21 protein-coding genes are annotated in these 26913 nt (G+C 71.9%); 19 read left to right on the forward strand and 2 right to left on the reverse strand.

Features of this window, described 5'->3' with window-relative positions; translation table 11 throughout:
• Window positions 1-2 precede the first annotated feature (2 nt).
• Both ACY1JX_RS01320 and dusB read left to right on the forward strand, forming a co-directional pair.
• Window positions 3-560: a hypothetical protein gene (locus ACY1JX_RS01320; RefSeq protein ID WP_462564956.1), complete on the forward strand. Its 558-nt coding sequence runs from the start codon at window positions 3-5 to the stop codon at window positions 558-560.
• Window positions 548-1684, forward strand: coding sequence for a tRNA dihydrouridine synthase DusB (gene dusB / locus ACY1JX_RS01325; RefSeq protein ID WP_462564957.1), 1137 nt, complete (start codon window positions 548-550; stop codon window positions 1682-1684). Before ACY1JX_RS01320 ends, dusB begins: the two co-directional genes overlap by 13 nt.
• Here the strand turns inward: dusB and ACY1JX_RS01330 are convergent.
• Window positions 1671-2981 carry a PH domain-containing protein gene (locus ACY1JX_RS01330; protein ID WP_286928583.1) on the reverse strand — a complete coding sequence of 437 codons (1311 nt, stop codon included), beginning with the start codon at window positions 2979-2981 and terminating at the stop codon, window positions 1671-1673. The two genes, dusB and ACY1JX_RS01330, sit on opposite strands and share 14 nt — an antisense overlap.
• The gene (locus ACY1JX_RS01335; RefSeq protein WP_462564958.1) at window positions 2965-3471 is read right to left on the reverse strand and encodes a PH domain-containing protein; all 507 of its coding nucleotides are present in this window, start codon (window positions 3469-3471) and stop codon (window positions 2965-2967) included. Before ACY1JX_RS01335 ends, ACY1JX_RS01330 begins: the two co-directional genes overlap by 17 nt.
• 47 nt (window positions 3472-3518) lie before the next feature.
• Here ACY1JX_RS01335 and nagA point away from each other — a divergent pair, with 47 nt between their 5' ends.
• From nagA to ACY1JX_RS01420, 17 genes are all read left to right on the forward strand, one after another.
• Window positions 3519-4667, forward strand: a complete 1149-nt coding sequence (gene nagA, locus ACY1JX_RS01340; RefSeq protein ID WP_462564959.1) for an N-acetylglucosamine-6-phosphate deacetylase — start codon at window positions 3519-3521, stop codon at window positions 4665-4667.
• 83 nt (window positions 4668-4750) lie between these two features.
• The gene (locus ACY1JX_RS01345; protein ID WP_181755893.1) at window positions 4751-4951 is read left to right on the forward strand and encodes a hypothetical protein; all 201 of its coding nucleotides are present in this window, start codon (window positions 4751-4753) and stop codon (window positions 4949-4951) included.
• Window positions 4952-5004: 53 nt separating this feature from the next.
• Window positions 5005-8535 carry a chromosome segregation protein SMC gene (smc, locus tag ACY1JX_RS01350; RefSeq protein ID WP_462564960.1) on the forward strand — a complete coding sequence of 1177 codons (3531 nt, stop codon included), beginning with the start codon at window positions 5005-5007 and terminating at the stop codon, window positions 8533-8535.
• The gene (locus ACY1JX_RS01355) at window positions 8532-8942 is read left to right on the forward strand and encodes an acyl-CoA thioesterase (RefSeq protein WP_181755891.1); all 411 of its coding nucleotides are present in this window, start codon (window positions 8532-8534) and stop codon (window positions 8940-8942) included. The genes smc and ACY1JX_RS01355 overlap by 4 nt, the downstream gene beginning before the upstream one ends.
• A 119-nt stretch (window positions 8943-9061) precedes the next feature.
• A complete protein-coding gene (locus ACY1JX_RS01360) occupies window positions 9062-10495 on the forward strand; it encodes a cytochrome ubiquinol oxidase subunit I (protein ID WP_462564961.1) in 1434 nt (477 codons plus the stop codon).
• A 10-nt stretch (window positions 10496-10505) separates the two neighbouring features.
• On the forward strand, window positions 10506-11501 hold the full coding sequence (cydB, locus tag ACY1JX_RS01365) for a cytochrome d ubiquinol oxidase subunit II (RefSeq protein ID WP_462564962.1): 996 nt from the start codon (window positions 10506-10508) through the stop codon (window positions 11499-11501).
• On the forward strand, window positions 11498-13093 hold the full coding sequence (gene cydD, locus ACY1JX_RS01370) for a thiol reductant ABC exporter subunit CydD (RefSeq protein WP_462564963.1): 1596 nt from the start codon (window positions 11498-11500) through the stop codon (window positions 13091-13093). The genes cydB and cydD overlap by 4 nt, the downstream gene beginning before the upstream one ends.
• Complete coding sequence (gene cydC / locus ACY1JX_RS01375) at window positions 13090-14691, forward strand: thiol reductant ABC exporter subunit CydC (protein WP_462564964.1); 1602 nt, start codon at window positions 13090-13092, stop codon at window positions 14689-14691. The genes cydD and cydC overlap by 4 nt, the downstream gene beginning before the upstream one ends.
• Window positions 14688-15857 carry a signal recognition particle-docking protein FtsY gene (ftsY, locus tag ACY1JX_RS01380; RefSeq protein WP_462564965.1) on the forward strand — a complete coding sequence of 390 codons (1170 nt, stop codon included), beginning with the start codon at window positions 14688-14690 and terminating at the stop codon, window positions 15855-15857. Before cydC ends, ftsY begins: the two co-directional genes overlap by 4 nt.
• 57 nt (window positions 15858-15914) lie before the next feature.
• A complete protein-coding gene (locus ACY1JX_RS01385; protein ID WP_462564966.1) occupies window positions 15915-17174 on the forward strand; it encodes an ammonium transporter in 1260 nt (419 codons plus the stop codon).
• A 17-nt stretch (window positions 17175-17191) separates the two neighbouring features.
• Window positions 17192-17530, forward strand: a complete 339-nt coding sequence (locus ACY1JX_RS01390) for a P-II family nitrogen regulator (protein ID WP_181755884.1) — start codon at window positions 17192-17194, stop codon at window positions 17528-17530.
• Window positions 17464-19773, forward strand: coding sequence for a [protein-PII] uridylyltransferase (locus ACY1JX_RS01395; RefSeq protein ID WP_462564967.1), 2310 nt, complete (start codon window positions 17464-17466; stop codon window positions 19771-19773). Before ACY1JX_RS01390 ends, ACY1JX_RS01395 begins: the two co-directional genes overlap by 67 nt.
• 26 nt (window positions 19774-19799) lie before the next feature.
• Window positions 19800-21380: a signal recognition particle protein gene (gene ffh / locus ACY1JX_RS01400; protein WP_462564968.1), complete on the forward strand. Its 1581-nt coding sequence runs from the start codon at window positions 19800-19802 to the stop codon at window positions 21378-21380.
• A 37-nt stretch (window positions 21381-21417) separates the two neighbouring features.
• A complete protein-coding gene (locus ACY1JX_RS01405) occupies window positions 21418-21927 on the forward strand; it encodes a gluconokinase (RefSeq protein ID WP_462564969.1) in 510 nt (169 codons plus the stop codon).
• Window positions 21927-23261, forward strand: a complete 1335-nt coding sequence (locus ACY1JX_RS01410) for a GntP family permease (RefSeq protein WP_462564970.1) — start codon at window positions 21927-21929, stop codon at window positions 23259-23261. The genes ACY1JX_RS01405 and ACY1JX_RS01410 overlap by 1 nt, the downstream gene beginning before the upstream one ends.
• 4 nt (window positions 23262-23265) lie before the next feature.
• On the forward strand, window positions 23266-24999 hold the full coding sequence (locus ACY1JX_RS01415; protein ID WP_462564971.1) for an ABC transporter ATP-binding protein: 1734 nt from the start codon (window positions 23266-23268) through the stop codon (window positions 24997-24999).
• The gene (locus ACY1JX_RS01420; protein WP_462564972.1) at window positions 24996-26906 is read left to right on the forward strand and encodes an ABC transporter ATP-binding protein; all 1911 of its coding nucleotides are present in this window, start codon (window positions 24996-24998) and stop codon (window positions 26904-26906) included. Before ACY1JX_RS01415 ends, ACY1JX_RS01420 begins: the two co-directional genes overlap by 4 nt.
• The last annotated feature ends 7 nt before the right edge of the window (window positions 26907-26913 follow it).

Raw genomic sequence — 26913 nt, forward strand, 5'->3', positions numbered from 1 at the left:
GCGTGCGCGCCCTCGCCGCAGCGCTGCTGCTGCTCGCGCTGGCCGCTTGCTCGGGCGGTGACGCCCAGGAGTCGGCGGCGCCGGAGCCGGGCTTCGAGGTGCCGGCGGGTCTGACCCTGTCCGACCCGGGCACCGAGAGGAACGTCGGCGAGTCGCTGGCCGTGGCCTACCCGTCGGCTGACGACGAGGCCGGCACTGCGATGACGCTCGGCGTCGCCCGGATCGACAAGGCGCCGCGCCGCGACCTGTCGCTGTTCACGGTGCCCGAGGGCATGCAGCCGTACTACGTGCGCGTCGTGATGGGGAACCGCGGTCCGGCCGCGGCGGAGTTCCCCGAGGGCGTGCCGTGGTGGCTGCACCTCGCGGGCGACGTCCTCGTGCCGCCGACGGCCACGCCGGCCGGGCTCACCGCGTGCCGCGCGCCCAAGGTCGGTGCCTCCTTCGCGGCCGGTCAGACGGCCAAGGGCTGCCTGCTCTACTTCGTCCCGCGGGGCACGGCGGTCGAGTCGGTCGACTTCCAGCCCGGCGGCGTCACCACGGCGGTCCGATGGCGACCCTGACGCGGGGCCTCGACCTCGGGCGCGTCCACGTCGACGTGCCGGTCGTCCTCGCCCCGATGGCCGGCGTCACGAACGTGGCGTTCCGGCGCCTGTGCGCCGAGCAGGGCGCCGGGCTCTACGTGTGCGAGATGATCACCACCCGCGGCCTCGTCGAGGGCGACGCCACGAGCCTGTCGATGCTGACGTTCGCCGAGGGCGAGCAGGTCCGCTCGGTGCAGCTGTACGGCATCGATCCCGACACCGTGGGCCGCGCCGTGGAGATCCTGTGCGCCGACCACGGAGTCGACCACGTCGACCTCAACTTCGGTTGCCCCGTGCCCAAGGTGACCCGCAAGGGCGGCGGCTCGGCGCTGCCGTGGAAGGCCACGCTGCTGGGCCAGATCCTCACCGCGGCCGTGAGCGCCGCGGAGCCGTACGGCGTGCCGGTCACGATGAAGACGCGCAGGGGCATCGACGAGGACCACCTGACCTACCTCGACGCCGGCCGCATCGCCCAGGACACCGGCTGTGCCGCGATCGCGCTGCACGGCCGCACCGCCGCGCAGCACTACAGCGGGCGCGCCGACTGGGACTCGATCGGCGAGCTCAAGGCCGCGGTCGACATCCCGGTGCTCGGCAACGGCGACATCTGGGAGGCCTCCGACGCGCTCGCGATGGTCGAGCAGACCGGCTGCGACGGCGTCGTCGTCGGCCGCGGCTGCCTCGGGCGGCCGTGGCTCTTCCGCGACCTCGCGGCCGCCTTCGACGGCCGCACCGTCGCCACCCTGCCGAACCTCGGCGAGGTCATGGCCGTCATGCGCCGCCACGCCGAGCTGCTGGGGGAGTGGCTGGGCGAGGAACGCGGCTGCGTGGAGTTCCGGAAGCACGTCGCGTGGTACCTCAAGGGCTTCCCCGCCGGCTCCAGCGTGCGGGACCGGCTCGGGCACGTCAGCTCCTACCGGGCGCTGGACGAGCTGCTCAGCGACCTCGACCCCGATGTCCCGTTCCCGGTGAGCGAGCTGGGCGTGCCGCGCGGCCGCCAGGGCTCCCCGCGCAAGGTCGTGCTGCCCGAGGGCTGGCTCGACTCGCGTGAGATGTCGGGCGCCATGGACGCGGCGGCCGAGGACGCGATCAGCGGCGGCTGACCCGGCGCGCCTCGCGCGCCAGCTCGACCTCGTCGAACGACACCCGGCGGGCGACCTCCGCGTCGAGGTGCGCTGCCTGGGCCGAGACCGGCCCGTCGGGCGTGTGCACGTGCACCGAGGCGACGCCCAGGCGGCGCTGCAGCGGCCCCTGCGAGAACTCGACCGACTGCACCTTGTGGTGCGGCACGATCGAGCGGCTGCGCGTGATCCAGCCCGTCGCCGTGGTCACCGTGTGCGCGGTGGACTCCAGCCAGCGGTACCTCCAGCCGACCGGCGCGAAGAGCCGCGAGCGGCTCGTGGGACGCACGCGGGCGCCGGTGCCCCGATCGGGATCGGGGATCAGCTCGTCGACGATCCGCTGGGCGAGGTCGAGGTCGGCGATCGGGAGCAGGGTCGTGGAGGAGACGCCCCCGCTGTCGTCCGAGACGGCGCCGTAGCCGGCGACGTCCACGTCGAGGCGCGACCAGCGGTAGCGGCGCCAGACGATCGGCTCCACGACGGCGATGCCCTGCACGCGGTCGTAGGGGATCGTCTGCGAGCTGCGGCTCAGCAGGCCGCGCTCGATCCGCAGGCCGCGAGGACCGCGGGACAGGGTGAAGTCCCACTGGGCGAAGATCCGGTTGGTGATCATCTGGCCGATGCCCCACAGGGCCGGGATGAGGATGGCCAGCAGGGCCCAGCCGGTCTCGGTGAAGAGGGCGAAGCCGATCGATCCCAGCGCGGCGAGCACCGTGGCGACGAAGTCCAGCGAGAGCAGCGTGCCGATGATGATGCGGTCCGGCGGCACGACGTGCAGCACCTGGCGCTGCTCCTGCACCGCGAGCTCGCCCTCGCCCTCGGGGTCCTGCGGCGTCCCGTGGGCGCGCTCGAGCAGGAGGCGGCGCAGGCGCCGCGACTCGGCCAACGTCAGGAAGCGCAGTCGCGTGCGGGAGTCGGAGCCGCCGGCCATCTCGATCGTCAGCTCGGAGAGCCCGACCACGCGGGCGATGAGCGGCTCGTTGATGTCGACGGACTGCAACCGCTCGAACGGGATCCGGCGCGAGGACTTGAACAGCACGCCCTTCTCGACCCGGACCTCCTGGTCGTCGATCACGTAGCGGGTGAAGAGCCAGCTCACCCAGCCCGCCACCGCGCCGAGGACGAAGCCCGCCGGCAGGGACGCGAGGGTCCACCACTCGGGGTCGCTGAAGTCGAGAGCCTGCCACGCGAACGCCACCGCGACGCCCGCTCCCCAGATCAGGCCCTGCAGGAGCGCGGTCAGGGGGTGGGTGCGGTGGGCCTCAGACGCCGGCGCCATGACCCTCACCGAGGTCGGTCAGCCGGTTGCGCAGGCGCGTGGCCTCGTCGAGGGGGACGCCGGGGATCTCGGCCGCCGTGGCCGTGGAGGCGGTGTGCAGCGTGACGGTGGCGAACCCGAACGCGCGGGCCACCGGGCCCGACTGCACGTCGACGAACTGCATCCGGCCGTAGGGCACGACCACGAGGCGGCGGAACATGATGCCGCCGCGCACGACGAAGTCGTCCTCGGCCTCGGCGTAGCCCCAGCTGCGGCGGTTGCGCGGCGCCCACCACCAGATCCACGCGATGAGCGCCAAGCCGCCGCCGGCGGGCAGCCACACGAGCCAGTCCCATCCGCCGAGCGCTCCGTCGAACGGGATCCACAGGCCCACCGAGAGGAGCAGGAGCACGATCCCGAGGGCCGAGCCGATGAGTCCGCGGGCCGTGGCGAGCTGCGGGGAGACGGCGGTCCACTCGCCCTCCGGGCTGGTGAACAGGTCCTGACGCATGCGATCCACCCTAGGGCTGCCCCGCGCAGCGTGTACGGTCCCCTCTCGTGGGACACCTGATCAGCGCCGAGGCGGTCGTCGACGTCCGGGTCGACCTCGAGCCGGGCTGGGTCGAGATCGCCGACGGCATGATCGTGGCCTCCGGCACGGGCGCGCCGCCGCGGGCGGCCGACGAGCACCACGACGGCATCCTGGCGCCGGGGCTCGTCGACGCCCAGATCAACGGCGCCTACGGGGCGGACTTCGCCGCCGCCACTCCCGACGAGTGGGACCGGATCGTCGACGGCCTCGCCACGACGGGCGTCACGGCGATCGCGCCGACCTTCATCACCGCCCCCGTCGAGTCCCTCGTCGAGCAGCTGCGCGACTTCAGGGGCCAGCGGGCGCGGCTCGCCGGCCGCCCCGGTGCGACGCGCCTGCTCGGCGCGCACGTCGAGGGACCGTTCATCTCGGCCGCCTGCAAGGGCGCCCACGACGAGGCGTTCCTGGTCGACCCCACGCCCGAGCGCGTGGACGCGCTGATCGAGGCCGGGGGAGCGGACCTGGGCTACGTGACGCTGGCCCCCGAGCGGGCCGGCGCCATCGAGGCGATCGAACGGCTCGTGCGTGCCGGGGTCCGGGTCAGCATCGGCCACAGCGACGCCGACGACGCCACCGTCACCCGCGCGGTCGACGCCGGCGCGACCCTCGTGACCCACCTCTACAACGCCCAGCGCGGTCTCGGGCACCGCGACGGTGGCGTGGTCGGCGTCGCGCTGACCGACTCCCGTCTGACCCCCGGCCTGATCGCGGACCTGCACCACGTCGACCCGATCGCCCTGCGGGTCGCGTTCGCCAGCGCCGCGGGCCGCATCATGCTCGTCACCGACGACCTGTCGACGTTCGGGATGCCGCCGGGGCGGTACGAGCTCGGCGGTGCCGCGGTCGTCATCGAGGAGGACCAGCCGGCGCGCCGCGAGGACGGCACGATCGCCGGCGCCGCGGTGCGCCTCGACGCGTGCATCGCCCACGTCGTCCGGGACGCCGGGGTCGACGTCGCCACGGCGATCCGGGCGGCCAGCACCGTGCCCGCCGTCGCCCTCGGCGCCCCCGAGCTGGGCACGCTCGCGCCCGGGACCCCCGCCGATCTCGTCGTGCTGGACGCCGCCGAGCTGCGGGTCACGCACACGTGGATCGCAGGCAGGCGCCCCGGTTGACCGAGCGCCCGACCCGGTGGGACACTGGTAGACGCAGCCTTCGCGGCTGCCCTGCCCTCCACCTCTCCTGAACAAGGATGAACATGGCCAAAGCGCTGTACGGCTACGTCGGTGGCCCGTCCCCTGAGCACGCTCACGAGGTCGCGGTCCTGCGCCGCCGGATCGGCGACCTCGAGAACGAGGTGCTGCGACTGAAGGCCGAGAACGACGGCCTCCTCGCGCGCCTCGCCGAGACCGCCCACGACGGCGACCTCGCCGAGCTGCTCGAATCCGCTGCACGCTGATCCTGCGGCGTTTCCCCTGCGATGGCCGACATCGCAGGCACTAGGCTGACGTCGTGTATCTGAAGACCCTCACGCTGCGGGGATTCAAGTCCTTCGCGTCGTCCACGACGCTGGCCCTCGAACCCGGCATCACGGCTGTCGTCGGCCCCAACGGCTCCGGCAAGTCCAATGTCGTCGACGCCTTGTCGTGGGTGATGGGCGAGCAGGGCGCGAAGACGCTGCGTGGCGGCAAGATGGAGGACGTCATCTTCGCCGGCACCGCCGGCCGCGCGCCCCTCGGCCGCGCCGAGGTCGTACTGACGATCGACAACTCCGACGGCGCCCTGCCGATCGAGTACGCCGAGGTCACGATCAGCCGCACGATGTTCCGCAGCGGCGGCTCCGAGTACGCGATCAACGGCAACACGTGCCGCCTGCTCGACGTCCAGGAGCTGCTCAGCGACTCCGGCATCGGTCGCGAGATGCACGTCATCGTCGGTCAGGGACAGCTCGACTCGGTGCTGCGCGCCACCCCTGAGGAGCGTCGCGGCTTCGTGGAGGAGGCCGCGGGCGTCCTGAAGCACCGCAAGCGCAAGGAGAAGGCGCTCCGCAAGCTCGACGCCACCCAGGACAACCTGACCCGGCTGAACGACGTGCTCACCGAGCTGCGCCGCCAGCTCAAGCCGCTGGGCCGCCAGGCCGAGGTCGCCCGCCGGGCCGCAGGGATCCAGGCCACCGTCCGCGACGCGCGCGCCCGACTGCTCGCCGACGACATCGTCGCCGCACGCACCACGATCGAGACCGAGCTGGCCGACGAGCACGCGCTGCGCGCCCGTCGCGAGGAGGTCGAGAAGGCCCTCGCCGAGGCCCGGCGCATCGAGGCCGAGCTCGAGCAGGCCCTCGCCACCGACGCGCCGCTGCTCGCCCGTGCCCAGGAGACGGTCTACGCCCTCGGCAGCCTGCGCGAGCGGTTCCACGGCACGGCCAACGTCGCCCGCGACCGGATCCGGCTCGCCGCCGACGCCTCGTCCGACCGTGTCGACGGACGCGACCCCGAGGAGCTGGAGGCCGACGCCCGGCGGGCCCAGGAGCGACTCGTCGAGCTCGAGGCCGACGTCGCCACGGCCGCGGAGGCTCTCCAGGCAGCCATCGCCGCGCGGGGCGAGGCCGAGGAGGCCTATTCCACCGAGGAGCGCCGGATCGCCGGACTGCTGCGGGCCGCGGCCGACCGCCGCGAAGGGCTGGCCCGCCTGCACGGCCAGGTCAACGGGCTCAAGAGCCGCGCCGCCGCCGCGGGCGAGGAGATCGGCCGCCTGACGGCCGCCCGCGCCGAGGCCCGGCAGCGCGCCGAGGAGTCGCAGCACGAGTTCAGCGCGCTCGAGAGCACGATCGCCGGACTGAGCGCCGGGGAGTCCGGCCTCGACGAGGAGCTGGAGGGCGCCGAGGCGGCCCTGGCCACCGCCGAGGCCGCCGTCACCGAGCTCACGTCGAAGCGCGACGAGCTGGAGCGCCGCCTGGCCACGGCCACGGCGCGCAAGGAGGCCCTCGAGCTGGGCCTGAACCGCAAGGACGGCTCGGGCGCGCTGCTCGCGGCCTCCGACCGGCTCAACGGCGTGCTCGGCTCCGTCGCCGCCCTGGTCACCGTCCGCGGGGGCCACGAGGCCGCCGTCGGCGCCGCCCTCGGCACCGCCGCCGACGCCGTGGCTGTCGACCGGGTCGACAGCGCGATCGACGCGCTGCACCTGCTGCGCGAGGAGGACCTCGGCCGCGCGGGGCTGCTGCTCGGCTCGGGCCAGGTGTCCACCGACGACTGGCCCGCCCTGCCCGGTGGCGCCGTCTACGCCGAGTCGCTCGTCGAGGCGCCCGCCGAGCTGCGCGGCTCGCTGCGCCGCCTGCTGCACAAGGTCGCGGTCGTCGAGACGCTCGCGGCGGCGAAGCGGCTCGTCGCCGACCTGCCCGACGTCACGGCCGTCACCGCCGACGGCGACCGCATCGGAGCTCACTTCGCCGAGGGCGGCTCCACCAGCTCGCCCAGCCTGATCGAGGTCACCGCGGCGATCGACGAGGCCGCCGAGACCATCGAGCGCACCGGGCACGAGCTGGAGGCCCTGCGCTTCGAGACCGAGCGCGCGACCACCGCTGCCGAGGCCGCGAACGACCGGGTCGACGCCGCGCTGGCCCGCCTGCACGAGTCGGACGCGTCGATGTCCGCCGTCGCGGAGAAGCTGGCTCAGCTGGGCACCACCAGCAGGTCCGCGGCCGCCGAGGCGGAGCGCCTCCAGACCGCGATCGCCGCCGCCGAGGAGGCCCGCGACCGCGACGTCGCCGGTCTGTCCGAGCTGGAGGAGCGGCTCACGGCCGCGGAGGACGCGCCCGACGTCGAGCCCGACACCGCCGAGCTGGAGCGGCGCGCCGAGGCGGCCTCAGCCGCCCGTCGCGCCGAGACCGACGGCCGGCTCGCGCTGCGCACCGCCGAGGAGCGCGCCAAGGCCCTCGGCGCCCAGGTCGCGTCGCTGCTGGAGGCCGCCGAGGCCGAGCGTGAGGCCCGCGAGCGCGCCCGGGTGCGCGCCGAGCGCCGCCGCCGCGAGGCCGAGACGGCCACGGCCGTGCTGCAGGCGGCCGAGACCGCCCTGCAGCACCTCGAGCAGTCGTACGCCGACGCCACCCGCACCCGGGTGGAGATCGAGCACTCGCGGTCCGAGCGCGAGCAGCGGCTCAAGGAGGCCCGCTCCACCGTCCGTGGCCTGTCGTCCGACCTCGAGGGGCTGACCGACTCGGTGCACAAGGACGAGATGGCCCGCGCCCAGCTGCGGCTGCGGCTCGAGGCCCTGCAGGAGCGCGCTCTGGAGGAGCTCGGCGTCGAGGCCGACACGCTCGTGGCCGAGTACGGTCCCGACCAGATGGTGCTGCCGATCGATGGCGAGGGTGAGCCCATCCCGTTCGACCGCACCGAGCAGGCCAAGCGCCTCAAGACGGCAGAGCGTGAGCTGGCGATGCTCGGCAAGGTCAACCCGCTCGCGCTGGAGGAGTTCTCCGCGCTGGAGGAGCGTCACCAGTTCCTCTCCGAGCAGCTCGACGACCTGCGCAAGACCCGCGAGGACCTGCTCGAGATCGTCGCCGACGTCGACGCCAAGGTCGAGCAGGTGTTCACCGAGGCCTGGGCCGACGTCGAGCGGGAGTTCAACGACGTCTTCTCGCGCCTGTTCCCCGGCGGCGAGGGCCGCCTGATCCTCACCGATCCGTCCGACATGCTGGCGACAGGCATCGACGTGGAGGCCCGGCCCCCGGGCAAGAAGGTCAAGCGGCTGTCGCTGCTCTCCGGTGGCGAGCGCTCGCTGGTGGCCGTCGCGTTCCTGGTCGCGCTGTTCAAGGCGCGTCCCAGCCCGTTCTACATCCTCGACGAGGTCGAGGCGGCGCTCGACGACACGAACCTCGGCCGCCTGCTGGAGATCTACGAGGAGCTGCGCGCCAACTCCCAGCTCATCGTGATCACGCACCAGAAGCGCACGATGGAGGTCTGCGACGCCCTGTACGGCGTGACGATGCGCGGCGACGGCGTCTCGGCCGTGATCAGCCAGCGCCTGCGCGAGGAGGAGTCGGCATGAGCCGTCCCGGAGCCACGTTCACCATCACCACCCGGTGGGAGGACGAGGACGTCTACGGTCACGTCAACAACGTGAAGTACTACTCCTACTTCGACACCGCCGTGAACGGCTACCTCATCCGCGAGACCGGCACCGACATCCGCCGCCTCCCGGCCTACGGGATCGTCGCGGAGTCCTCGTGCCGCTTCCTGCGCGAGCTCAAGTTCCCGCTCGACGTCGTGGCGGGCCTGACGGTCACGAAGCTGGGCAACTCCAGCGTCGTCTACGAGATCAGCCTGTACCAGGACGACGACCCCGAACCGGCCGCGATCGGCCGGTTCGTGCACGTCTACGTGACGGGGGAGGACCGCAAGGTCACCCCGATTCCGGACGTCATCCGCACGGTGCTGGAGCCCCTCGCAGTCTGAGACGGACGGGGCGGGTGATGTCCGCCACGTCGGGTGCTCGACCGCACCTTCCTGACCCTGCCGCGACCTACGCTCGCGGGTGGATCACAACGGTGTGACCCGCAGTCGGAAGGACCAGTGTGGACTCAGCACTCGAGCTCGCCCGGTGGCAGTTCGGCATCACGACCGTCTACCACTTCCTGTTCGTGCCGATGACGATCAGCATGGCGTTCCTGGTGGCGATCATGCAGACGGCGTGGTGGCGCACCGGGAACGAGAAGTGGCTCCGCCTGACCCGGATGTTCGGCAAGCTCTTCCTCATCAACTTCGCCATGGGCGTCGTCACCGGCATCGTGCAGGAGTTCCAGTTCGGCATGAACTGGAGCAGCTACAGCCGCTTCGTCGGCGACATCTTCGGCGCCCCACTCGCGATCGAGGGCCTGCTGGCCTTCTTCCTGGAGTCGACGTTCCTGGGCCTGTGGATCTTCGGCTGGGACCGGCTCAAGCCCGGCCTGCACCTGATGACGATCTGGATCGCCGCGATCGGGACGGCGCTGTCGGCCTACTTCATCCTCGCGGCCAACTCCTTCATGCAGAATCCCGTGGGCTTCACCATGAACGAGGAGCGCGGCCGGGCCGAGCTGAACGACTTCATGGCGGTGCTGACCAACAAGGTCGCCCTCATCACGCTGCCGCACACCCTGTTCGCGGCCTTCATGGTCGGCGGCGGGTTCGTGGCCGCGGTCGCGGTCTGGCACCTCATCCGCCGCCCCGACCGGGACGCCGAGGCGTTCCGCAGCGCGGCCAAGCTCGGTGCCGTGACGCTGCTCATCGCGGGCCTCGGTGTCGTCATCACCGGCGACATCCAGGGCAAGGTCATGACCGAGGTCCAGCCGATGAAGATGGCGGCCGCGGAGGCGCTCTACGAGGACGCCGACGAGTGCGCCCCGTTCTCCCTGTTCACGGTCGGCACCCTCGACGGCTCGAAGCCGCTGTTCAGCGTCGAGGTCCCTTGCCTGCTGTCCCAGCTGGCCACGGGCGGCCTCGACGGTGAGGTGCGCGGCATCAACTCGCTCAACGAGGAGTACGCCAAGACGTACGCCGACTCCGGGATCACCGACTTCTCGCCGAACATCCCCGTCACCTACTGGAGCTTCCGCCTCATGATGGGCCTCGGCTTCGTGGCGATGGCCGCGAGCGCCTGGATCCTGTGGGCCCTGCGCCGGGGTCGCGTGCCGGCGCCCGGTGCGCGCACGACCCGCTGGCTGCTGTGGACCGCGATGGTCCTTCCCCTCATGCCGCTGTTCGCGAACTCCTTCGGCTGGATCTTCACCGAGATGGGGCGCCAGCCGTGGGTGGTCTTCGGCCTGATGCCCACCGAGGCGGGTGTCTCGCCGTCGGTCTCGGCCGCACAGGTGTGGACCTCGATGCTCGGCTTCACGCTGCTGTACGGCGCGCTGGCCGTGGTGGAGGTCAAGCTGCTGCTGCGGTTCATCGACAAGGGCCTGCCCGACGCCAACCCGCCCTCCGCCCCCGACGACGACTCCGACGCCCCGCTGGCGTTCGCGTACTGAGGAGACCGCCATGGAACTCACCACCGTCTGGTTCGTCCTGATCGCCTTCCTGTTCGTCGGGTACTTCGTGCTCGAGGGCTTCGACTTCGGCGTGGGCATGCTCGTCGGCCTGCTGGCCAAGGACGAGAAGGAGCGGCGCGTCCTCGTCAACACCATCGGTCCGGTGTGGGACGGCAACGAGGTGTGGCTCATCGTCGGTGGCGGCGCGATGTTCGCCGCCTTCCCCGAGTGGTACGCCACGCTGTTCAGCGGCTTCTACCTGCCGCTGTTCCTCATCCTCATCGCCCTGATCGTGCGTGGCGTCGCGTTCGAGTACCGCGGCCTGCGCGACCAGCAGGAGTGGCGCGACCGATGGGACTGGGCGATCATCATCGGATCGTTCGTCCCGGCCCTGCTGTGGGGCGTGGCGTTCGCGAACATCGTCCGCGGCGTCCCGATCAACGAGTCCCACGAGTACGTCGGCGGGTTCTTCAACCTGCTCAACCCGTACGCGCTGCTCGGCGGCCTGCTCACGACGTCGGTCTTCCTCGTGCACGGGGCGTTCTTCGTGGCGCTCAAGACCGTCGGCGACATCCGCGTGCGGGCGCACGCGTTCGCGCAGCGGCTCGGTGCCGTCGTCGCGGTGCTCGCGGTGGCGTTCATCGGCTGGACCGCGGCCCGCGACGGCGACCTCGCCGTCTGGGTGATCGGCGGCGTGGCCGCCCTCGCGTTCCTCGGTGGCCTCGCCGCCAGCATGCGCGACCGCGACGGCTGGGCCTTCGTCGGCACGGCCGTGGCGATCGCCGGCGTCGTGACGATGCTGTTCGTCGCGCTGTTCCCCGACGTGATGCCCTCGACGCTCGACCCGGCGTTCAGCCTGACCACCGAGAACGCGTCGTCGACGCCCTACACGCTCAAGATCATGACCTGGGTCGCGGTGGCGTTCACGCCCATCGTGCTGATCTACCAGGCGTGGTCGTACTGGGTGTTCCGCAAGCGCATCGGCGTCCAGCACATCCCGGCGTGAGACCCCTCGACCCGCGGCTCGTCCGCCGCTCGGCCACCGTCCGCACCCACCTGGTGTGGTCGGTGGTCCTGGGCGTCGTCACGGCGCTGCTCATCATCGGCGTGTCCTGGTGCGTCGCCGAGGTCGTCGCCCGCCGGTTCACCGGCGACGAGGTCCTGCTGCTCCCGCTCGCGATCGCCGCGGCCTTCGGGCTGCGGGCGGTGATCGCGTGGGCGCACGGCGTCGTCAGCGAGCGGGCCGCCATCCGGGTGAAGGCCGAGCTGCGGTCCGAGGTTGTCGACGACCTGCTCGACCCGCGCCGCGTCGGCCCGCGGCCCGGGAGTGGCCGCCTCGTGGCGTTGCTCGGCCCCGGGATGGACGCGTTCGACGGTTACGTCGGGCGGTTCCTGCCACAGCTCGCGCTCGCGGCGATCGTGCCGGCCGCGGTCATCGCCGTGATCGCGTGGACCGACCTGCTGTCGGCGGTGATCATCGTGGTCACGCTGCCGCTCATCGGCCTCTTCATGTGGCTCGTCGGCATGCTGACGCGCGACCGGGTGGAGCGCCGCTGGGCCGCCATGGAGCGTCTGGCCCGGCACTTCACCGACGTGCTCGACGGCCTCGTCGTGCTGAAGGTCTTCGGACGGCGCCAGGAGCGTGGGATCCGCGAGGTCGGCGACCGGCACCGGGTCGAGACGATGCGCGCCCTGCGGCTGGCCTTCCTGTCCTCGCTGGTGCTCGAGCTGATCTCGACGATCTCGGTGGCCCTCGTGGCCGTGAGTGTCGGCCTGCGCGTCGTCGAGGGTCAGCTCGAGCTGCGCGACGCGATGTTCGTCCTGCTGCTGGCGCCCGAGGCGTACCTGCCGGTGCGCCGGGTCGGGATGATGTTCCACGACAGCACCGAGGGCGCCACGGCCACCGCCGAGTTGCTCGACCTGCTCGACCACGACCGCCACGAGGGGACCGTCGCGCCGCCGGCCGGGCCGTCAACCATCACGGTGAGCGGCGCGCGACTGACGCATCCCGGCCGCAGCGCGCTGTCGCTGGCGGTCGACGAGCTGCGGGTCGAGCCGGGGGAGTTCCTCGCTGTCGTCGGTCGCTCCGGCGGCGGGAAGTCCACCCTGCTCGACGTCCTGCTCGGCTTCGAGCGGCTGGACGCCGGATCGGTCACCGTCGGCGACACGGCGTTGGCCGACCTCGACATCGCCGCCTGGCGGGAGTCCGTGGCCTGGGTGCCGCAGACGCCGCACCTCGTGGCCGGCACCCTCGGTGAGAACGTCGCGCTGGGCCAGCGAGGCGCGAGCGCCGAGGAGATCGCCGCGGCCGCCGGCGACGCGGGACTGGACCTCTCCCTGGACCGAGTCGTGCGCGAGGGCACGACCGACTTGTCGGCGGGGGAGCGACGCCGCGTGGCGGTGGCGCGGGCCCTGCTGCGGATCCGGCGATCGGGCGCCTGGCTCGTGCTGCTGGACGAGCCCACCGCGGGCCTCGACGCCCATCACGAGGCCACGGTGCTGACCGCCCTGCGCGAGTCGGGCGCCACGGTGCTGGTCGTCACGCACCGCCCCGAGACGGTGGCCGCGGCCGACCGGGTCGTCGAGGTGGCCGCATGAGCCGGACCTACTCGCGTCGCGCGCGCCTGGGCACGGGACTGGCCATGGGCGTCACCGCCCAGCTGGCGGCCGTCGGACTGCTGCTGGCCTCCGCGTGGCTCATCGTCCGGGCCGCCGAGCAGCCGCCCGTGCTCTACCTCATGGTCGCGATCGTCTCGGTGCGCTTCTTCGGGATCTCGCGGTCGGTGCTGCGCTACGTGGAGCGGCTGCTGACGCACGACGTCGCCCTCGCCGACGCGGTGGACCAGCGCGTCGCCACCTACACCGACCTCGACCGCGCGGCGCCCGCCGGCCTGGGCGACCTGCGCCGCGGCGACCTCGTCAGCCGGGTCGTCGCCGACGTCGCCCGGATGCAGGACCGGCTGCTGCGGCTGCGGATTCCGTGGTGGATCGGCCTGGCGGCCACGGCCGTCGTCGTGGTGGTCGTCGCGCTGATCGACGGTCCGTCGGGCCTGGTCATCGCCGCCGGCGTGGCGCTGGCGGCGCTGTCCCTGCGGTGGCTCGTTGCACGCGCCGGCAGTCGGCGCAGCGGCCGGGCCGAGGCGCAGGGGCGCCTGTCCGCCGAGGTCGCCGCCGCGGCCGTCGCCGCGCGTGAGCTGGTGGCTTTCGGTGCCGCCGACGAGGCCCGGGCGACCGCCTCGACCGCCACCGGCGACGCCGAGTCGGCGCAGTCCGGCGGCGCGAGCGTCGCCGGCATCGGGTCGGCCGTCGTCCTGGCAGTCGCCGGGCTCACGGTCGCCGTCCTGGCCGCCCTGTCCGGCGGCCTCGACCCGGTCCTCGTCGGCGTGGTCCTGCTGGCGCCGATCGCCCTGGTCGAGCCGTGGGACGGCTGGTCGGAGGCCGAGCGGCTGCGACCCGAGGTCACGGCGGCGGCAGCGCGACTCGCCGCCCTGGCGGACCTGGGCGCGCCGGTCGAGGACCCCGCCGAGCCGCGCCCGCTGCCGGACGGCAACGACCTCGTGGTCGAGGACGTCCGCGTCGGCTGGGACGCCCCCGTGACGGCGCCCGTGTCGTTCAAGCTGCCCGAGGGTGCCGCGATGGCGATCACCGGTCCCAGCGGTGTCGGCAAGTCCACGCTCGGCTACGCGCTGCTGCGGCTGCTGCCGACGTGGCACGGCACCGTCTCGCTCGGTGGAGTGCCCACGACCGAGCTGTCCGCCGCCGACGTCCGTCGCCGCATCGGCTACCTCGGCCAGGACGACGCCGTGTTCGACACCTCGATCCGCGAGAACCTGCGGATCGCCGATCCGGAGGCCGACGACGAGCGACTGCGCGCCGCGCTCGCGTCCGCCGGGCTGCTCGTGTCGGTCGACGCCATGCCGCAGGGCCTCGACACCCCGGTCGGCGAGCACGGCGGCCGGCTCTCCGGCGGCGAGCGCCAGCGACTGTGCCTGGCGCGGCTGCTGCTCGCCGACCACCGCGTGCTGGTGCTGGACGAGCCGACCGAGCACCTCGACGCGCCGACGGCAGCGGCACTGATGGACGACGTCCTCGCCCTGGCGGGTCCCGGAGGGCGCAGCCTCGTCGTCATCTCGCACAGCCCGGCCGTGCTGGCCCGGTTCGACGACGTCGTCCGCTTGTCTAGGGTGGACCCGTGACCACCGAGACCCTCGTCGTCCTGATCGCCGTCGCCGTCGTCGTCCTCGGTGGCGGCCTCGCGTACCTCATCGCCAAGCCGCGCCGCGAGCTGCCGCCGCCCGACGTTATGGACGAGCTCACCGAGCGTGAGATCGAGCATCCCGAACTGCGCGAGGTCGACCTCGACGAGGTCGAGGAGCTCGAGGCCGGGGTTCTGGAGGAGGAGCCGGCCGCCCCGGCGGCCCCCACGCTCGAGCGCCCCGAGACCCCGCAGGGCCGCCTCGCGCGCCTGCGCTCGCGCCTGTCGCGCTCGCAGACGAGCCTGGGCCGCGGCCTGCTCTCGCTGCTGGGCGGCGGCGACCTCACCGAGGACCAGTGGGAGGAGATCGAGGACACCCTCCTCGCCGCCGACGTGGGCGTCGGTCCCACCACCGAGCTGGTCACGAACCTGCGCGCCCGGCTCGCCGCCGAGGGCGTCAAGGACCCCGAGCGCGCCAAGGCCGTGCTGCGCGACGAGCTGCTGGGCCTCGTGGGCCCCTCGCTGGATCGCACGATGCACACCACCGGTGACGACAGCCTTCCGGGCGTCGTGCTCGTCGTCGGTGTCAACGGCACCGGCAAGACCACCACCGTGGGCCGCCTGGCCCGCGTGCTCGTCGCCGAGGACCGCTCGGTCCTGCTCGGTGCCGCCGACACGTTCCGCGCCGCCGCGGCCGACCAGCTGGAGACGTGGGGCGCCCGCGTCGGCGTGCCCACGGTGCGCAGCCACGAGGGCGCCGACCCGGCCAGCGTGGGCTTCGAGACCGTCAAGCAGGGCATCGCCGACGGCGTCGACGTCGTCCTGGTCGACACCGCCGGACGCCTGCACACCAAGTCGGGCCTGATGGACGAGCTCGGCAAGGTCAAGCGCGTCATCGAGAAGCAGGCCCCGGTCACCGAGGTGCTGCTGGTCATCGACGCCACCACCGGCCAGAACGGGCTCACGCAGGCGCGCGTGTTCGGCGAGGTCGTCGACGTCACGGGCATCGTGCTGACCAAGCTCGACGGCACCGCGAAGGGCGGCATCGTCATCGCCGTGCAGCGCGAGCTGGGCGTTCCGGTGAAGTACGTCGGCCTCGGCGAGGGCCCCGACGACCTCGCGCCGTTCGACCCCGCGGACTTCGTCGACGCCCTCCTGGAGGCGTAACACAGACGTAACACGGAGCGTTCCGACGCGAAATCGGGACCGGCCACAGTGACGGGCATGGATGGTTACTACGCCTGGATGCTCATGGCCACGGCCATGGTGCTCTTCATGACCGTGCCCGCGCTCGCCCTGTTCTACGGCGGCATGACCCGCGCCCGCTCCGTGCTGAACATGATGATGATGTCCTACGTGGCCGCGGCCGTCGTCGGACTCGTCTACGTGCTCTGGGGCTGGTCGATGTCCTTCGGCAGCAAGGACGTCGGCGGCCTGTTCGCCAGCCCCTTCGAGCTCTTCGGGCTCGAGGGCGTCGAGTGGGGCGACTACATCGCCGTCGCGTTCCAGATGACCTTCGCGATCATCACCGCGGCCCTCATCTCCGGTGCGATCGCCGACCGGGTGAAGTTCTCGGCCTGGCTGGTCTTCCTGCCGCTGTGGGTCACGTTCTCGTACTTCCCGATCGCGCACATGGTGTGGGGCGGCGGCTTCATCGCCGAGCACTTCCCGGCCCAGGACTACGCCGGCGGCACCGTGGTGCACATCAACGCGGGCATCGCGGGCGGCATCCTCGCGCTGATCATCGGCCGGCGGATCGGGTGGCCGCGCGAGCAGATGCGCCCCCACAACCTGCCGTTGACGATGATGGGCGCCGCGCTGCTGTGGTTCGGCTGGTACGGCTTCAACGTCGGCTCGATCGTCTTCGCCGAGGGTGACGGCGCCGCCAAGGACACCGCCCAGTTCATGACCGAGACCGGCGTGACCTTCATGAACACGACCGTCGCCACGATGGCCGCGATCCTGGCCTGGCTGGCGGTCGAGAAGATCCTCCACGGCAAGGCCACCTCGCTCGGTGCGGCGTCGGGCATCGTCGCCGGGCTCGTGGCGATCACCCCCGCCTGCGGCGCGGTCGGCATCGTCGGCGCCATCGCGATCGGCGCGGCCTCCGGTGCCCTGTGCGCCTGGGCGGTCGGCCTCAAGTTCAAGTACGGCCTCGACGACTCGCTCGACGTGGTGGGTGTCCACCTCGTCGGCGGCCTCGTCGGCACGCTGCTCATCGGCCTGTTCTCCACCGCCTCCGCGCCCGGTGGCGTCGATGGGCTGCTCTACGGCGGTGGCTTCGAGTCGCTGTTCAACCAGTCCATGGCGGCGCTCATCGCCATCGTGTGGACGGGCGCGTTCACCACGCTCATCGCCCTGGCCATCAAGTACACGATCGGCTGGCGCGTCGACGACGAGGACGAGGTCACCAACGGGATCGACTTCGCCCAGCACGGAGAATCGGCCTACGACATCGCCGGGTCCACCGGATCCAGCTTCTGAGAACGGAGAATGATCGTATGAAGCTCGTGACCGCGGTGATCAAGCCGCACAAGTGGGAAGAGGTCCGGGAGGCGCTCGCCGCCTCCGGCGTGGCCGGCATGACCGTCACCGAGGCCAGCGGCTACGGCCAGCAGAAGGGCCACACGGAGGTCTACCGGGGCGCCGAGTACGACGTCTCCCTGGTGCCGAAGATCCGCCTCGAGGTCGTCGTCGACGACGCCGACGTCGAGGGCGTGGTCGCCACGATCACGTCCGCGGCCCAGACCGGGAAGATCGGCGACGGCAAGGTGTGGGTCATGCCCGTCGAGTCGGTGGTCCGGGTCCGTACCGGCGAGACGGACGAAGCGGCGCTCTGAACGAGGCGCTCGACCAGGCCCGCCGGGGCCGGGCCGACGCGATGGACCGGGTGCTGCGCGAGGCCTTCGCGGCGGTGGCCGGGGACATCGAGACCGGCCTGGCCCTGGCGGCCATCGGCGGCTACGGGAGGGCGCAGCTCTCCCCGCACAGCGACGTCGACGTGGTCCTGGTCCACGCCGACCACCTCGACCCCGCCGAGGTCGACGCGCGGGCGGCGGCGCTGTGGAGCCGGCTGTGGGACGCGAAGGTGCCGCTCGACCACTCCGTCCGGTCGCTGACCGAGATGGAGCAGCTGGCCGCGACGGACCACCGCGTCGCGATCGGCGTCGTCGACGCCCGCTACGTGGCCGGCGACGCGGGCGCCGTCGTGGGCATGCGCTCCACGGTGATGGCCGGGTGGCGCAGGGAGGCCCGCTCGCGTCTCCAGGCCGTGCGCCAGGACCGGGACGCGCGGCTCGAGCGCTCGGGACAGCTGGCCTACGAGGCGGTCCCCGACCTCAAGAACTCCGGGGGAGGGCTCCGCGACGCCGTGCTGCTGCGGGCGATCGCGGCCACGTGGCTGGTGGACGTGCCCGCGCGCGAGGTGGCCCAGCTGACCGCCGAGCTGCTCGACGTGCGCGACCTGCTCCACGAGGTGGGCGGCCGGCGCACCGACAAGCTGGCTCCCGAGCTGGTGCCCGACATCGCCGCGCGGCTGGGGCTCACCCCGGCCGACCTCGACGTGCACGCACGCGACGTGGGCCGCCGGCTCGACCACCTCACGGCCCGCGCCTGGCGACGTCTCGACGACATCGCGCGCAGCCCGCACCGGTCGGTCGGCAGCCGCGGCCCCATCATCGAGAAGGTCGTCCCGGGCGTCGGCGTCCTCGACGCCGAGGTCGTGCTCACGACCGACGCGGCCCCCGCGGCGGACCCCGAGCTGCTGTTCCGTGCCGCCGCTGTGGCGGCGCGTCGGAACCTCCCGATCAACCAGGCGTCGCTCGACCGGATGGCACGCGAGATCCGGTGGCCGGACGAGCCGATGCCCGCGTCCACGCACCGCTGGTTGATCGACCTCGTCTCGTCGGGACGCCGCCTCGTGCCGGTGTGGCTGCAGCTGGACTTCGCCGGGCTGATCGACCCGTTCCTCCCCGAGTGGGCCGGCATCCGCCTGCGGGGCTCGTCCTCGCCGATCCACCGGTTCACCGTCGACCGGCACAGCCTCGAGGCCGCCGTGAACGCGGACGAGCTCAACCGCGAGGTGGACCGCCCCGACCTGCTGGCGGTGGCGGGCCTCCTGCACGACATCGGCAAGGGCGCGCCGGGCGACCACAGCGAGGTCGGGGAGCCGATGGCCGTCGCGATCGCGCGCCGCTGGGGCTTCGACGAGACCGATGCCGTGACGATCGGCTGGCTCGTGCGGCGCCACCTGCTGCTGCCCACCATCGCCACCCGGCGCGACATCGAGGATCCCCTCACGGCCTCGAACGTCGCGGAGTTCATCCCCGACGAGGCGGCGCTCGACCTGTTGTCCGCCCTCACCGCGTGCGACGCGCGGGCCACGAGCGCCGCGGCCTGGAGCGACTGGCGGCGCAGCCTCGTCGAGGGCCTCGTGCGCAAGGTCCGCGACCACCTCCGCGGCACCGCGGCGCCGGCATCCGACTACGCCGGCTGGCCGGCCCACGTGCCGATGCCCGACCTCGACCGCGAGGTGGTGGGGGAGTTCACCCTCGCCGTGCAGCCCCACCACGACGGCTCGCTGCTCACGATCGCCGTTCCCGACCGCCGGGGCATGCTGGCCGACCTCGCCGGAGCGCTCACGGTGGCCGGCCTGAACATCCGGTCGTGCCGCTCGGTCACGGTGGACGACGTCGCGGCCACCCTGTGGGAGGTCACGAGGTCCACGGTCGACGCCACGACCCTGGCCGAGCGCATCCGTCCGGTGCTCGAGGGCCGCGTCGACCTCGCCCAGCGCCTGGCCTACCGGCTCGAGCGCGACGAGTACGAGCCGCGCGTGAACGTCCTCGACGCGCGCGAGCAGACGGCGACGCTGCTCCAGGTCCGCACCCTAGACCGGCGCGGGCTGATGTGGACGGTGTGCCACACGATCGCGACGCTGGGGCTCCACATCCGGTCAGTGCACCTGTCGACGTACGGCGACGAGGCGCGCGACGTGTTCTACGTGACCGACGACGACAACGCCGCCCTGGGCGACGACGCGGCCCGCGCGTTGCGCCAGGCGGTGAGTGACGCCCTCGCCTGACGGGCGCTCGGCTACTCTGGGGACCTATGTTCGATTCGCTGCAGGACCGGCTCCAGTCGGCATTCAAGGGACTCCGCGGCAAGGGCAAGCTGTCCGATGCCGACATCGACGCTGTCGCCCGCGAGATCCGCGTCGCGCTGCTCGACGCCGACGTCGCGGTGCCCGTCGTGCGCGAGTTCATCGCGAACGTCAAGGAGCGCGCCCGCGGCGTCGAGGTGAGCCAGGCGCTCAACCCGGCGCAGCAGGTCATCAAGATCGTCAACGACGAGCTCGTGCGCATCCTCGGCGGCGAGACGCGCCGGATCCGCTTCGCCAAGAACCCGCCGACCGTGATCATGCTCGCGGGCCTGCAGGGTGCCGGCAAGACCACGTTGGCGGGCAAGCTCGGTCGCTGGCTCAAGGCGCAGGGCCACTCGCCCATGCTCGTCGCGGCCGACCTCCAGCGTCCCAACGCCGTCACGCAGCTGAAGGTCGTCGGCGAGCAGGCGGGCGTCACCGTCTTCGCTCCCGAGGCCGGCAACGTCGAGGGAGCCCAGACCGGCTCGGGCACCCAGAGCATCGGCGACCCGGTGCGGGTCGCGCGCGACGCCGTCGCCGAGGCGAAGCGCTCGCTGCACGACGTGGTCGTCATCGACACCGCCGGCCGCCTGGCGATCGACGCCGAGCTGATGAAGCAGGCCGCCGACATCCGCGAGGCCACGCAGCCCGACGAGGTGCTGTTCGTCATCGACGCGATGATCGGCCAGGACGCCGTCGGCACCGCCGAGGCGTTCCTCGAGGGCGTCGACTTCACCGGCGTCGTCCTGTCGAAGCTCGACGGCGACGCCCGCGGTGGTGCCGCCCTGTCGGTGCGCTCGGTCACCGGTCGCCCCATCATGTTCGCCTCCACGGGCGAGAAGCTCGACGAGTTCGACGTCTTCCACCCCGACCGCATGGCCTCGCGCATCCTCGACATGGGCGACGTCATGACGCTCATCGAGCAGGCCGAGAAGGTCTTCGACGCCGACCAGGCGGCGCAGGCCGCCGAGAAGGTCGCCGGCGGCTCCTTCACGCTGGCCGACTTCCTCCAGCAGATGGAGGCCCTGTCGAAGATGGGGTCGATGTCCAAGATGCTCGGGATGCTGCCGGGCATGGGCCAGTTCAAGGACCAGCTCGCGAACTTCGACGAGAAGGACATCGACAAGATCAAGGCGATCATCCGGTCGATGACGCCCTCCGAGCGCGACAACCCCAAGATCATCGACGGCTCGCGCCGCGCCCGCATCGCCCGCGGCTCGGGCACGCAGGTCAGCGACGTCAACCAGCTCGTCACCCGGTTCTTCGAGGCCGCCAAGATGATGCAGCGCATGGCCAAGGGCGGCGGGGTGCCCGGCATGGGCGCGATGCCCGGCATGCCCGGCATGGGCGCGGGCAAGCGCGCCGGGGCCAAGCAGCCGAAGCAGAACAACAAGAAGAAGGGCAAGCGCGTCTCGGGCAACCCGGCCAAGCGCGCCGCTGCCGCGCAGGCCGAGCCGGCCAAGCCCGCCGGGGCCGGTGCCTTCGGCTTCGACCAGAACGCCGCGGCCGACGACTTCGAGCTCCCGAAGGAGCTGCGCGACCTGCTCTGACGCGACTTGGTCCGCTCGCGGGCGTAGCGTGTGGGCCATGAGTCCGCCGCTGGTCGTGGTCATGGGGATCTCGGGGGTCGGCAAGTCCGCGGTGGGTCACGCGGTGGCCGACGACTCAGGGGTTCCGTACGCCGACGGAGACGACTACCACCCGCAGGCCAACATCGAGAAGATGTCGGCCGGCCAGGCGTTGACCGACGAGGACCGCTGGCCCTGGCTCGACCTGATCGGCGGCTGGCTCGCCGACCACGACGAGCACGGCGGCGTCATCAGCTGCTCCGCCCTGCGCCGGGTGTACCGCGACGTGCTGACCCGGCACGCGCCGCGCACCGTGTTCCTGCACCTGGTGGGCGATCACGAGCTCATCCTGTCCCGCATGGAGGGTCGCGACCACTTCATGCCGGTCTCGCTGCTGGAGTCGCAGGAGGCCACCCTCGAGCCGCTCGAGGCCGACGAGAACGGCGTCGTCTTCGACGTCACCGAGACGCCGGAGAGGATCGCCGCGGCGTTCCTGCTCTGGCTGCGCACCACGGAGGCACACGCCTGATGTCCGATTCCACCCAGCTGATCCTCGCCGCCCTCCTGGGCATCGCGGTCATCGTCGTCCTGATCACCGTGGCGAAGCTGCACCCGTTCCTCAGCCTCACGCTCGGCTCGCTCACCGTCGGCGCGGCCGCCGGCATGTCGATGTCCAAGACGGTCGAGAGCTTCAGCGCCGGCGTGGGCACGACCGTGGCCGGTGTCGGCATGCTGATCGCCCTCGGCGCGATGTTCGGCAAGCTGCTGGCCGATTCCGGGGGAGCGGACCAGATCGTCGACACGATCATCGGAAAGTCGTCCGACCGGATGCTGCCCTGGGCGATGGCCGGCATCGGCGCGCTGATCGGCCTGCCGATGTTCTTCGAGATCGGCCTCGTGCTGCTGATGCCGGTGATCTTCCTGGTGGCGCGCCGGTCGGGGAAGTCGCTGATCGGCCTCGGCATCCCTGCGCTCGCCGGCCTGTCGGCGATGCACGGGTTCGTGCCGCCGCACCCCGGACCCCTCGTCGCCGTCGACGCGCTCGGTGCCGACCTGGGCCTCACACTCGGCCTCGGCGTCCTCGTCGCGATCCCCACGATCATCGTCGCCGGGCCGCTGTTCGCGCGCGTGGCCACCCGCTGGGTGGACGTGCCCACGCCGCACCTGTTCGACGCCGACGAGCAGGTGCACACCGGCAAGCGGCCGAGCTTCGCGCTGACCCTCGCCACGGTGCTGCTCCCCGTCGTGCTCATGCTGGCCAAGACGGTGGCCGACATCGTCGAGGCCGAGGGCGTCCTGCGGTCGACCCTCGACTTCGTCGGCACCCCGCTTGTGGCCCTGCTCATCTCGGTGCTGGTCGCGATGTTCACCCTCGGCCGGGCCGGCGGGATGGAGTGGGACACGATCATGGACACCCTCGGGGCCTCCCTGGGACCCATCGCCGGCATCGTGTTCATTGTCGGCGCCGGTGGCGGCTTCAAGCAGACGCTCGTCGACACCGGGATCGCCGACGTCGTGGCCGAGTGGGTGGAGGGATCCAACTTCTCCGTCTTCGTCGTGGCGTGGCTCGTGGCCGTGCTGATCCGCCTCGCCACGGGCTCGGCGACGGTGGCCACGGTGACGGCCTCGGGCATCATGGCGCCCCTGGCAGGGGACCTGAGCAGCCCCGAGGTCTCGCTGCTCGTGCTGGCGATCGGCGCCGGCTCGCTGTTCTTCAGCCACGTCAACGACGCCGGCTTCTGGCTGGTCAAGGAGTACTTCGGCATGACGGTCGGCCAGACGATCAAGACGTGGTCGATCATGGAGACCGTGCTGTCCGTCTCGGGACTGATCGTCGTCCTCTTGCTCGGTCTCGTAGTCTGACCGGGTGCTGATCGCGCTCCTGCGCCACCACCTGCGGCCCTACCGGGTCCCGGTCCTGGTGGTGTGCCTCTTCCAACTCGTCCAGACGCTGGCCACGCTGTACCTGCCCGGGCTGAACGCCGACCTCATCGACGAGGGCGTGGCCCAGGGCGACATCGGCCGCATCTGGCACGTGGGCGGGCTGATGCTCGCCGTCACGGTCCTGCAGGTCGTGTGCAACGTCGTCGCGGTCTTCATCGGCTCGCGGGTCGCGATGGCCGTGGGCCGCGACCTGCGCGCCGAGGTCTTCGGCACGGTGCAGTCGTTCGGCAGCCGCGAGATGGCCTCGTTCGGACCTCCCACGCTGATCACCCGCAACACCAACGACGTCCAGCAGGTCCAGCTGCTGCTGTTCATGGGGCTGACGATGATGGTCGCCGCCCCGATCACGGGCATCGGCGGGCTCGTCATGGCCCTGCGCGAGGACGTTCAGCTGTCGGCCGTCTTCCTGATCGTCCTGCCGGTGCTCGTCATCTCGCTCGGGCTGATCATCGCGAAGATGCGACCCCTGTTCCGCCTCATGCAGGAGCGGATCGACACGCTGAACCAGATCATGCGCGAGCAGATCACGGGCGTGCGCGTCGTGCGGGCCTTCGTCCGAGAGGACCAAGAGGCCGCCCGCTTCGCGCACGCGAACGAGCTCAACCGCCAGGTCGCCGTGGGCGCCGGCCGTCTGATGACGATCTTCTTCCCGCTGCTGATGGGCATCATGAACCTGTCGGTGGTGCTCGCGCTGTGGTGGGGCGCGTCGCGCATCGGCGCGGGCGAGCTGCAGATCGGCCAGCTGACCGCGTTCCAGCAGTACCTGATCCAGACTCTGATGGCCGTGATGATGGCGACCTTCATGTTCATGCTGTGGCCGCGGTCCGAGGTGTCGGCCGAGCGGCTCACCGAGGTGCTGCGCACGGAGCCCGCGATCGACCTCGACCCCGAGGTGCTGAGCGTCGAGCTGTCGCAGGGCCGCGTCGACGTCGAGGGTGCGTCGTTCTCGTACCCGGGTGCGGAGAACGCCGTCATCGAGGACGTGTCGCTCGTGGCCAGGCCGGGGGAGACCACCGCGATCGTGGGCTCGACCGGCAGCGGCAAGACCACGGTGCTCGGACTCGTCGCGCGACTGTTCGACGTCACCGGGGGTCGGGTCCTGATCGACGGCCTCGACGTGCGCGACGTGCGTCCCGCCGACGTGTGGCGGGCCATCGGGCTCGTGCCGCAGAAGGCCCTGCTGTTCACCGGCACGATCGCCGACAACCTGCGGTTCGGCCGGGCCGAGGCGACCGACGAGGAGCTCTGGGACGCGCTGCGCATCGCCCAGGCCGAGGACTTCGTCCGCGCGATGCCCGACGGGCTCGAGTCACCGGTGAGTCAGGGCGGCTCGAACTTCTCCGGAGGGCAGCGACAGCGGCTCGCGATCGCCCGTGCGATCGTCAAGCGTCCCCGGATCTACCTGTTCGACGACTCCTTCTCGGCGCTGGACTACGCGACCGATGCCGCCCTGCGCGCCGCCCTGAAGCCCGTCACCGCCGACGCCGCCGTCGTGATCGTCGCCCAGCGGATCAGCACGATCCGCCAGGCCGACCGGATCGTCGTGCTCGACGAGGGCCGAGCCGTCGGCACCGGCACGCACGACGAGCTCATGGAGACCTCCGAGGTCTACCGCGAGATCGTCCTGTCGCAGCTGTCGCCGGAGGAGGCCCGATGAGCTGGCACGGGGCACCCCAGAAGCCCGCGAAGGCGAACAACTTCCGCGCGACGTTCGGCCGCGTGTTCCGCCGCCTGCTGCTCGACCGCACGATGGTGTTCGCGCTGGCCGCGTTCGGGCTGATCGGCGTGACGCTCTCGGTCATCGGTCCGAAGATCCTCGGGCACGCGACGGACATCATCTTCGACGGGTTCATCTCGAGCCAGTTCCCCGAGGGGATGACGAAGGCCGAGGCCGTGGCGTCGCTGAAGGCCGACGGGCAGGACCAGCTGGCCGAGCTCGTCGGCGCGATCGACCTGCAGCCGGGCCAGGGCATCGACATGCGCGAGCTGGGCACGGTCCTGGCGATCGTCACCGTGATCTACGTCGTGTCGTCGCTGTTCATGTGGCTCCAGGGCGTGCTGGCCACCACGGTCGTCCAGCGCATGGTCGCCGACCTGCGCAACGACGTCGAGGACCAGCTCAACCACCTGCCGCTGGCCCACCTCGACCGCCAGGAGCGCGGCGAGATCATGTCGCGCACGACCAACGACCTCGACAACCTCGCCCAATCGCTCCAGCAGACGCTGAGCCAGATGATCACCAGCATCCTCATGGTCATCGGCACGCTTGCGATGATGTTCTGGATCTCGCCCCTGCTGACGATCATCGCGCTGGTGACGATCCCGGTGGCGATCGCCATCACGGGCGGCGTCATGAAGCGCTCCCAGCCGCAGTTCGTCGCGCAGTGGACCCAGACCGGCCGGCTCAACGCGATCATCGAGGAGTCGTTCACCGGGCACGAGGTCGTCAAGGTGTTCGGACGCCAGCAGGTCGCCGAGGACGAGTTCGCTGCCACGAACGACGAGCTGTTCGGGGCCTCGTTCCGCGCCCAGTTCATCTCGGGCGTCATCCAGCCGCTGATGATGTTCGTCTCCAACCTCAACTACGTGCTGGTCGCGGTGGTGGGCGGGCTCCAGGTCGCCAACGGCACCCTGTCGCTCGGCTCGGTGCAGGCGTTCATCCAGTACTCGCGCCAGTTCACGCAGCCGCTGACGCAGGTCGCCGCGATGGTGAACCTGCTGCAGTCCGGCATGGCATCGGCCGAGCGGGTCTTCGCGTTCCTCGACGAGGAGCGTGAGCGCCCCGACCGCGTGGACGCCCCCGAGCCCGACCCGCTGCGCGGACGAGTCGTCTTCGACCACGTCGACTTCTCGTACACCGACGAGCCCCTGATCGAGGACCTGTCCCTCGTCGCCGAGCCCGGCCAGACCGTCGCGATCGTCGGTCCCACCGGTGCGGGCAAGACCACGCTGACGAACCTCGTGCTGCGCTTCTACGAGGTCGACGGCGGACGCATCACGCTGGACGGCGTCGACATCGCGGAGATGAGCCGCCGCGAGCTGCGCGACGACTTCGGTGTGGTCCTGCAGGACACGTGGCTGTTCTCCGGCACCATCCGCGAGAACATCGCGTACGGCGCGGACGACCCCTCCGAGGAGCAGATCCTGGCCGCCGCCCAGGCCGCCTCGGTGGACCACTTCGTGCGCACGCTGCCCGACGGCTACGACACGGTGATCACCGACGACGGCGGGGGAGTGAGCGCCGGCCAGCGTCAGCTGCTCACGATCGCGCGGGCGTTCCTGGCGGATCCGGCCATCCTCGTGCTGGACGAGGCGACCAGCTCGGTCGACACCCGCACCGAGGCGCTCGTGCAGTCGGCCATGAAGGATCTGCGCTCGGGTCGCACCAGTTTCGTCGTGGCCCACCGGCTCTCCACGATCCGCGACGCCGACCTGATCGTGGTCATGGAAGCAGGCCGGATCGTCGAGCAGGGGACCCACGAGGAGCTCATCGCGGCGCAGGGCGCGTACCAACGGCTGTACGCGGCCCAGTTCGCCTCCACGACGTTCACACCGCCCCGATAGGCTGTGC

The organism is Aeromicrobium sp. JP4, from assembly GCF_054957925.1.

What these genes read in the sequence shown, in the direction of transcription:
- dusB (WP_462564957.1), top strand. Translation starts at nt 548, where the DNA reads ATGGCGACCCTGACGCGGGGCCTCGACCTCGGGCGCGTCCACGTCGAC.
- ACY1JX_RS01330 (WP_286928583.1), bottom strand. Translation starts at nt 2,981, where the DNA reads ATGGCGCCGGCGTCTGAGGCCCACCGCACCCACCCCCTGACCGCGCTC.
- ACY1JX_RS01335 (WP_462564958.1), bottom strand. Translation starts at nt 3,471, where the DNA reads ATGCGTCAGGACCTGTTCACCAGCCCGGAGGGCGAGTGGACCGCCGTC.
- ACY1JX_RS01345 (WP_181755893.1), top strand. Translation starts at nt 4,751, where the DNA reads ATGGCCAAAGCGCTGTACGGCTACGTCGGTGGCCCGTCCCCTGAGCAC.
- ACY1JX_RS01355 (WP_181755891.1), top strand. Translation starts at nt 8,532, where the DNA reads ATGAGCCGTCCCGGAGCCACGTTCACCATCACCACCCGGTGGGAGGAC.
- cydB (WP_462564962.1), top strand. Translation starts at nt 10,506, where the DNA reads ATGGAACTCACCACCGTCTGGTTCGTCCTGATCGCCTTCCTGTTCGTC.
- cydC (WP_462564964.1), top strand. Translation starts at nt 13,090, where the DNA reads ATGAGCCGGACCTACTCGCGTCGCGCGCGCCTGGGCACGGGACTGGCC.
- ACY1JX_RS01385 (WP_462564966.1), top strand. Translation starts at nt 15,915, where the DNA reads ATGGATGGTTACTACGCCTGGATGCTCATGGCCACGGCCATGGTGCTC.
- ACY1JX_RS01390 (WP_181755884.1), top strand. Translation starts at nt 17,192, where the DNA reads ATGAAGCTCGTGACCGCGGTGATCAAGCCGCACAAGTGGGAAGAGGTC.
- ffh (WP_462564968.1), top strand. Translation starts at nt 19,800, where the DNA reads ATGTTCGATTCGCTGCAGGACCGGCTCCAGTCGGCATTCAAGGGACTC.
- ACY1JX_RS01405 (WP_462564969.1), top strand. Translation starts at nt 21,418, where the DNA reads ATGAGTCCGCCGCTGGTCGTGGTCATGGGGATCTCGGGGGTCGGCAAG.
- ACY1JX_RS01410 (WP_462564970.1), top strand. Translation starts at nt 21,927, where the DNA reads ATGTCCGATTCCACCCAGCTGATCCTCGCCGCCCTCCTGGGCATCGCG.
- ACY1JX_RS01420 (WP_462564972.1), top strand. Translation starts at nt 24,996, where the DNA reads ATGAGCTGGCACGGGGCACCCCAGAAGCCCGCGAAGGCGAACAACTTC.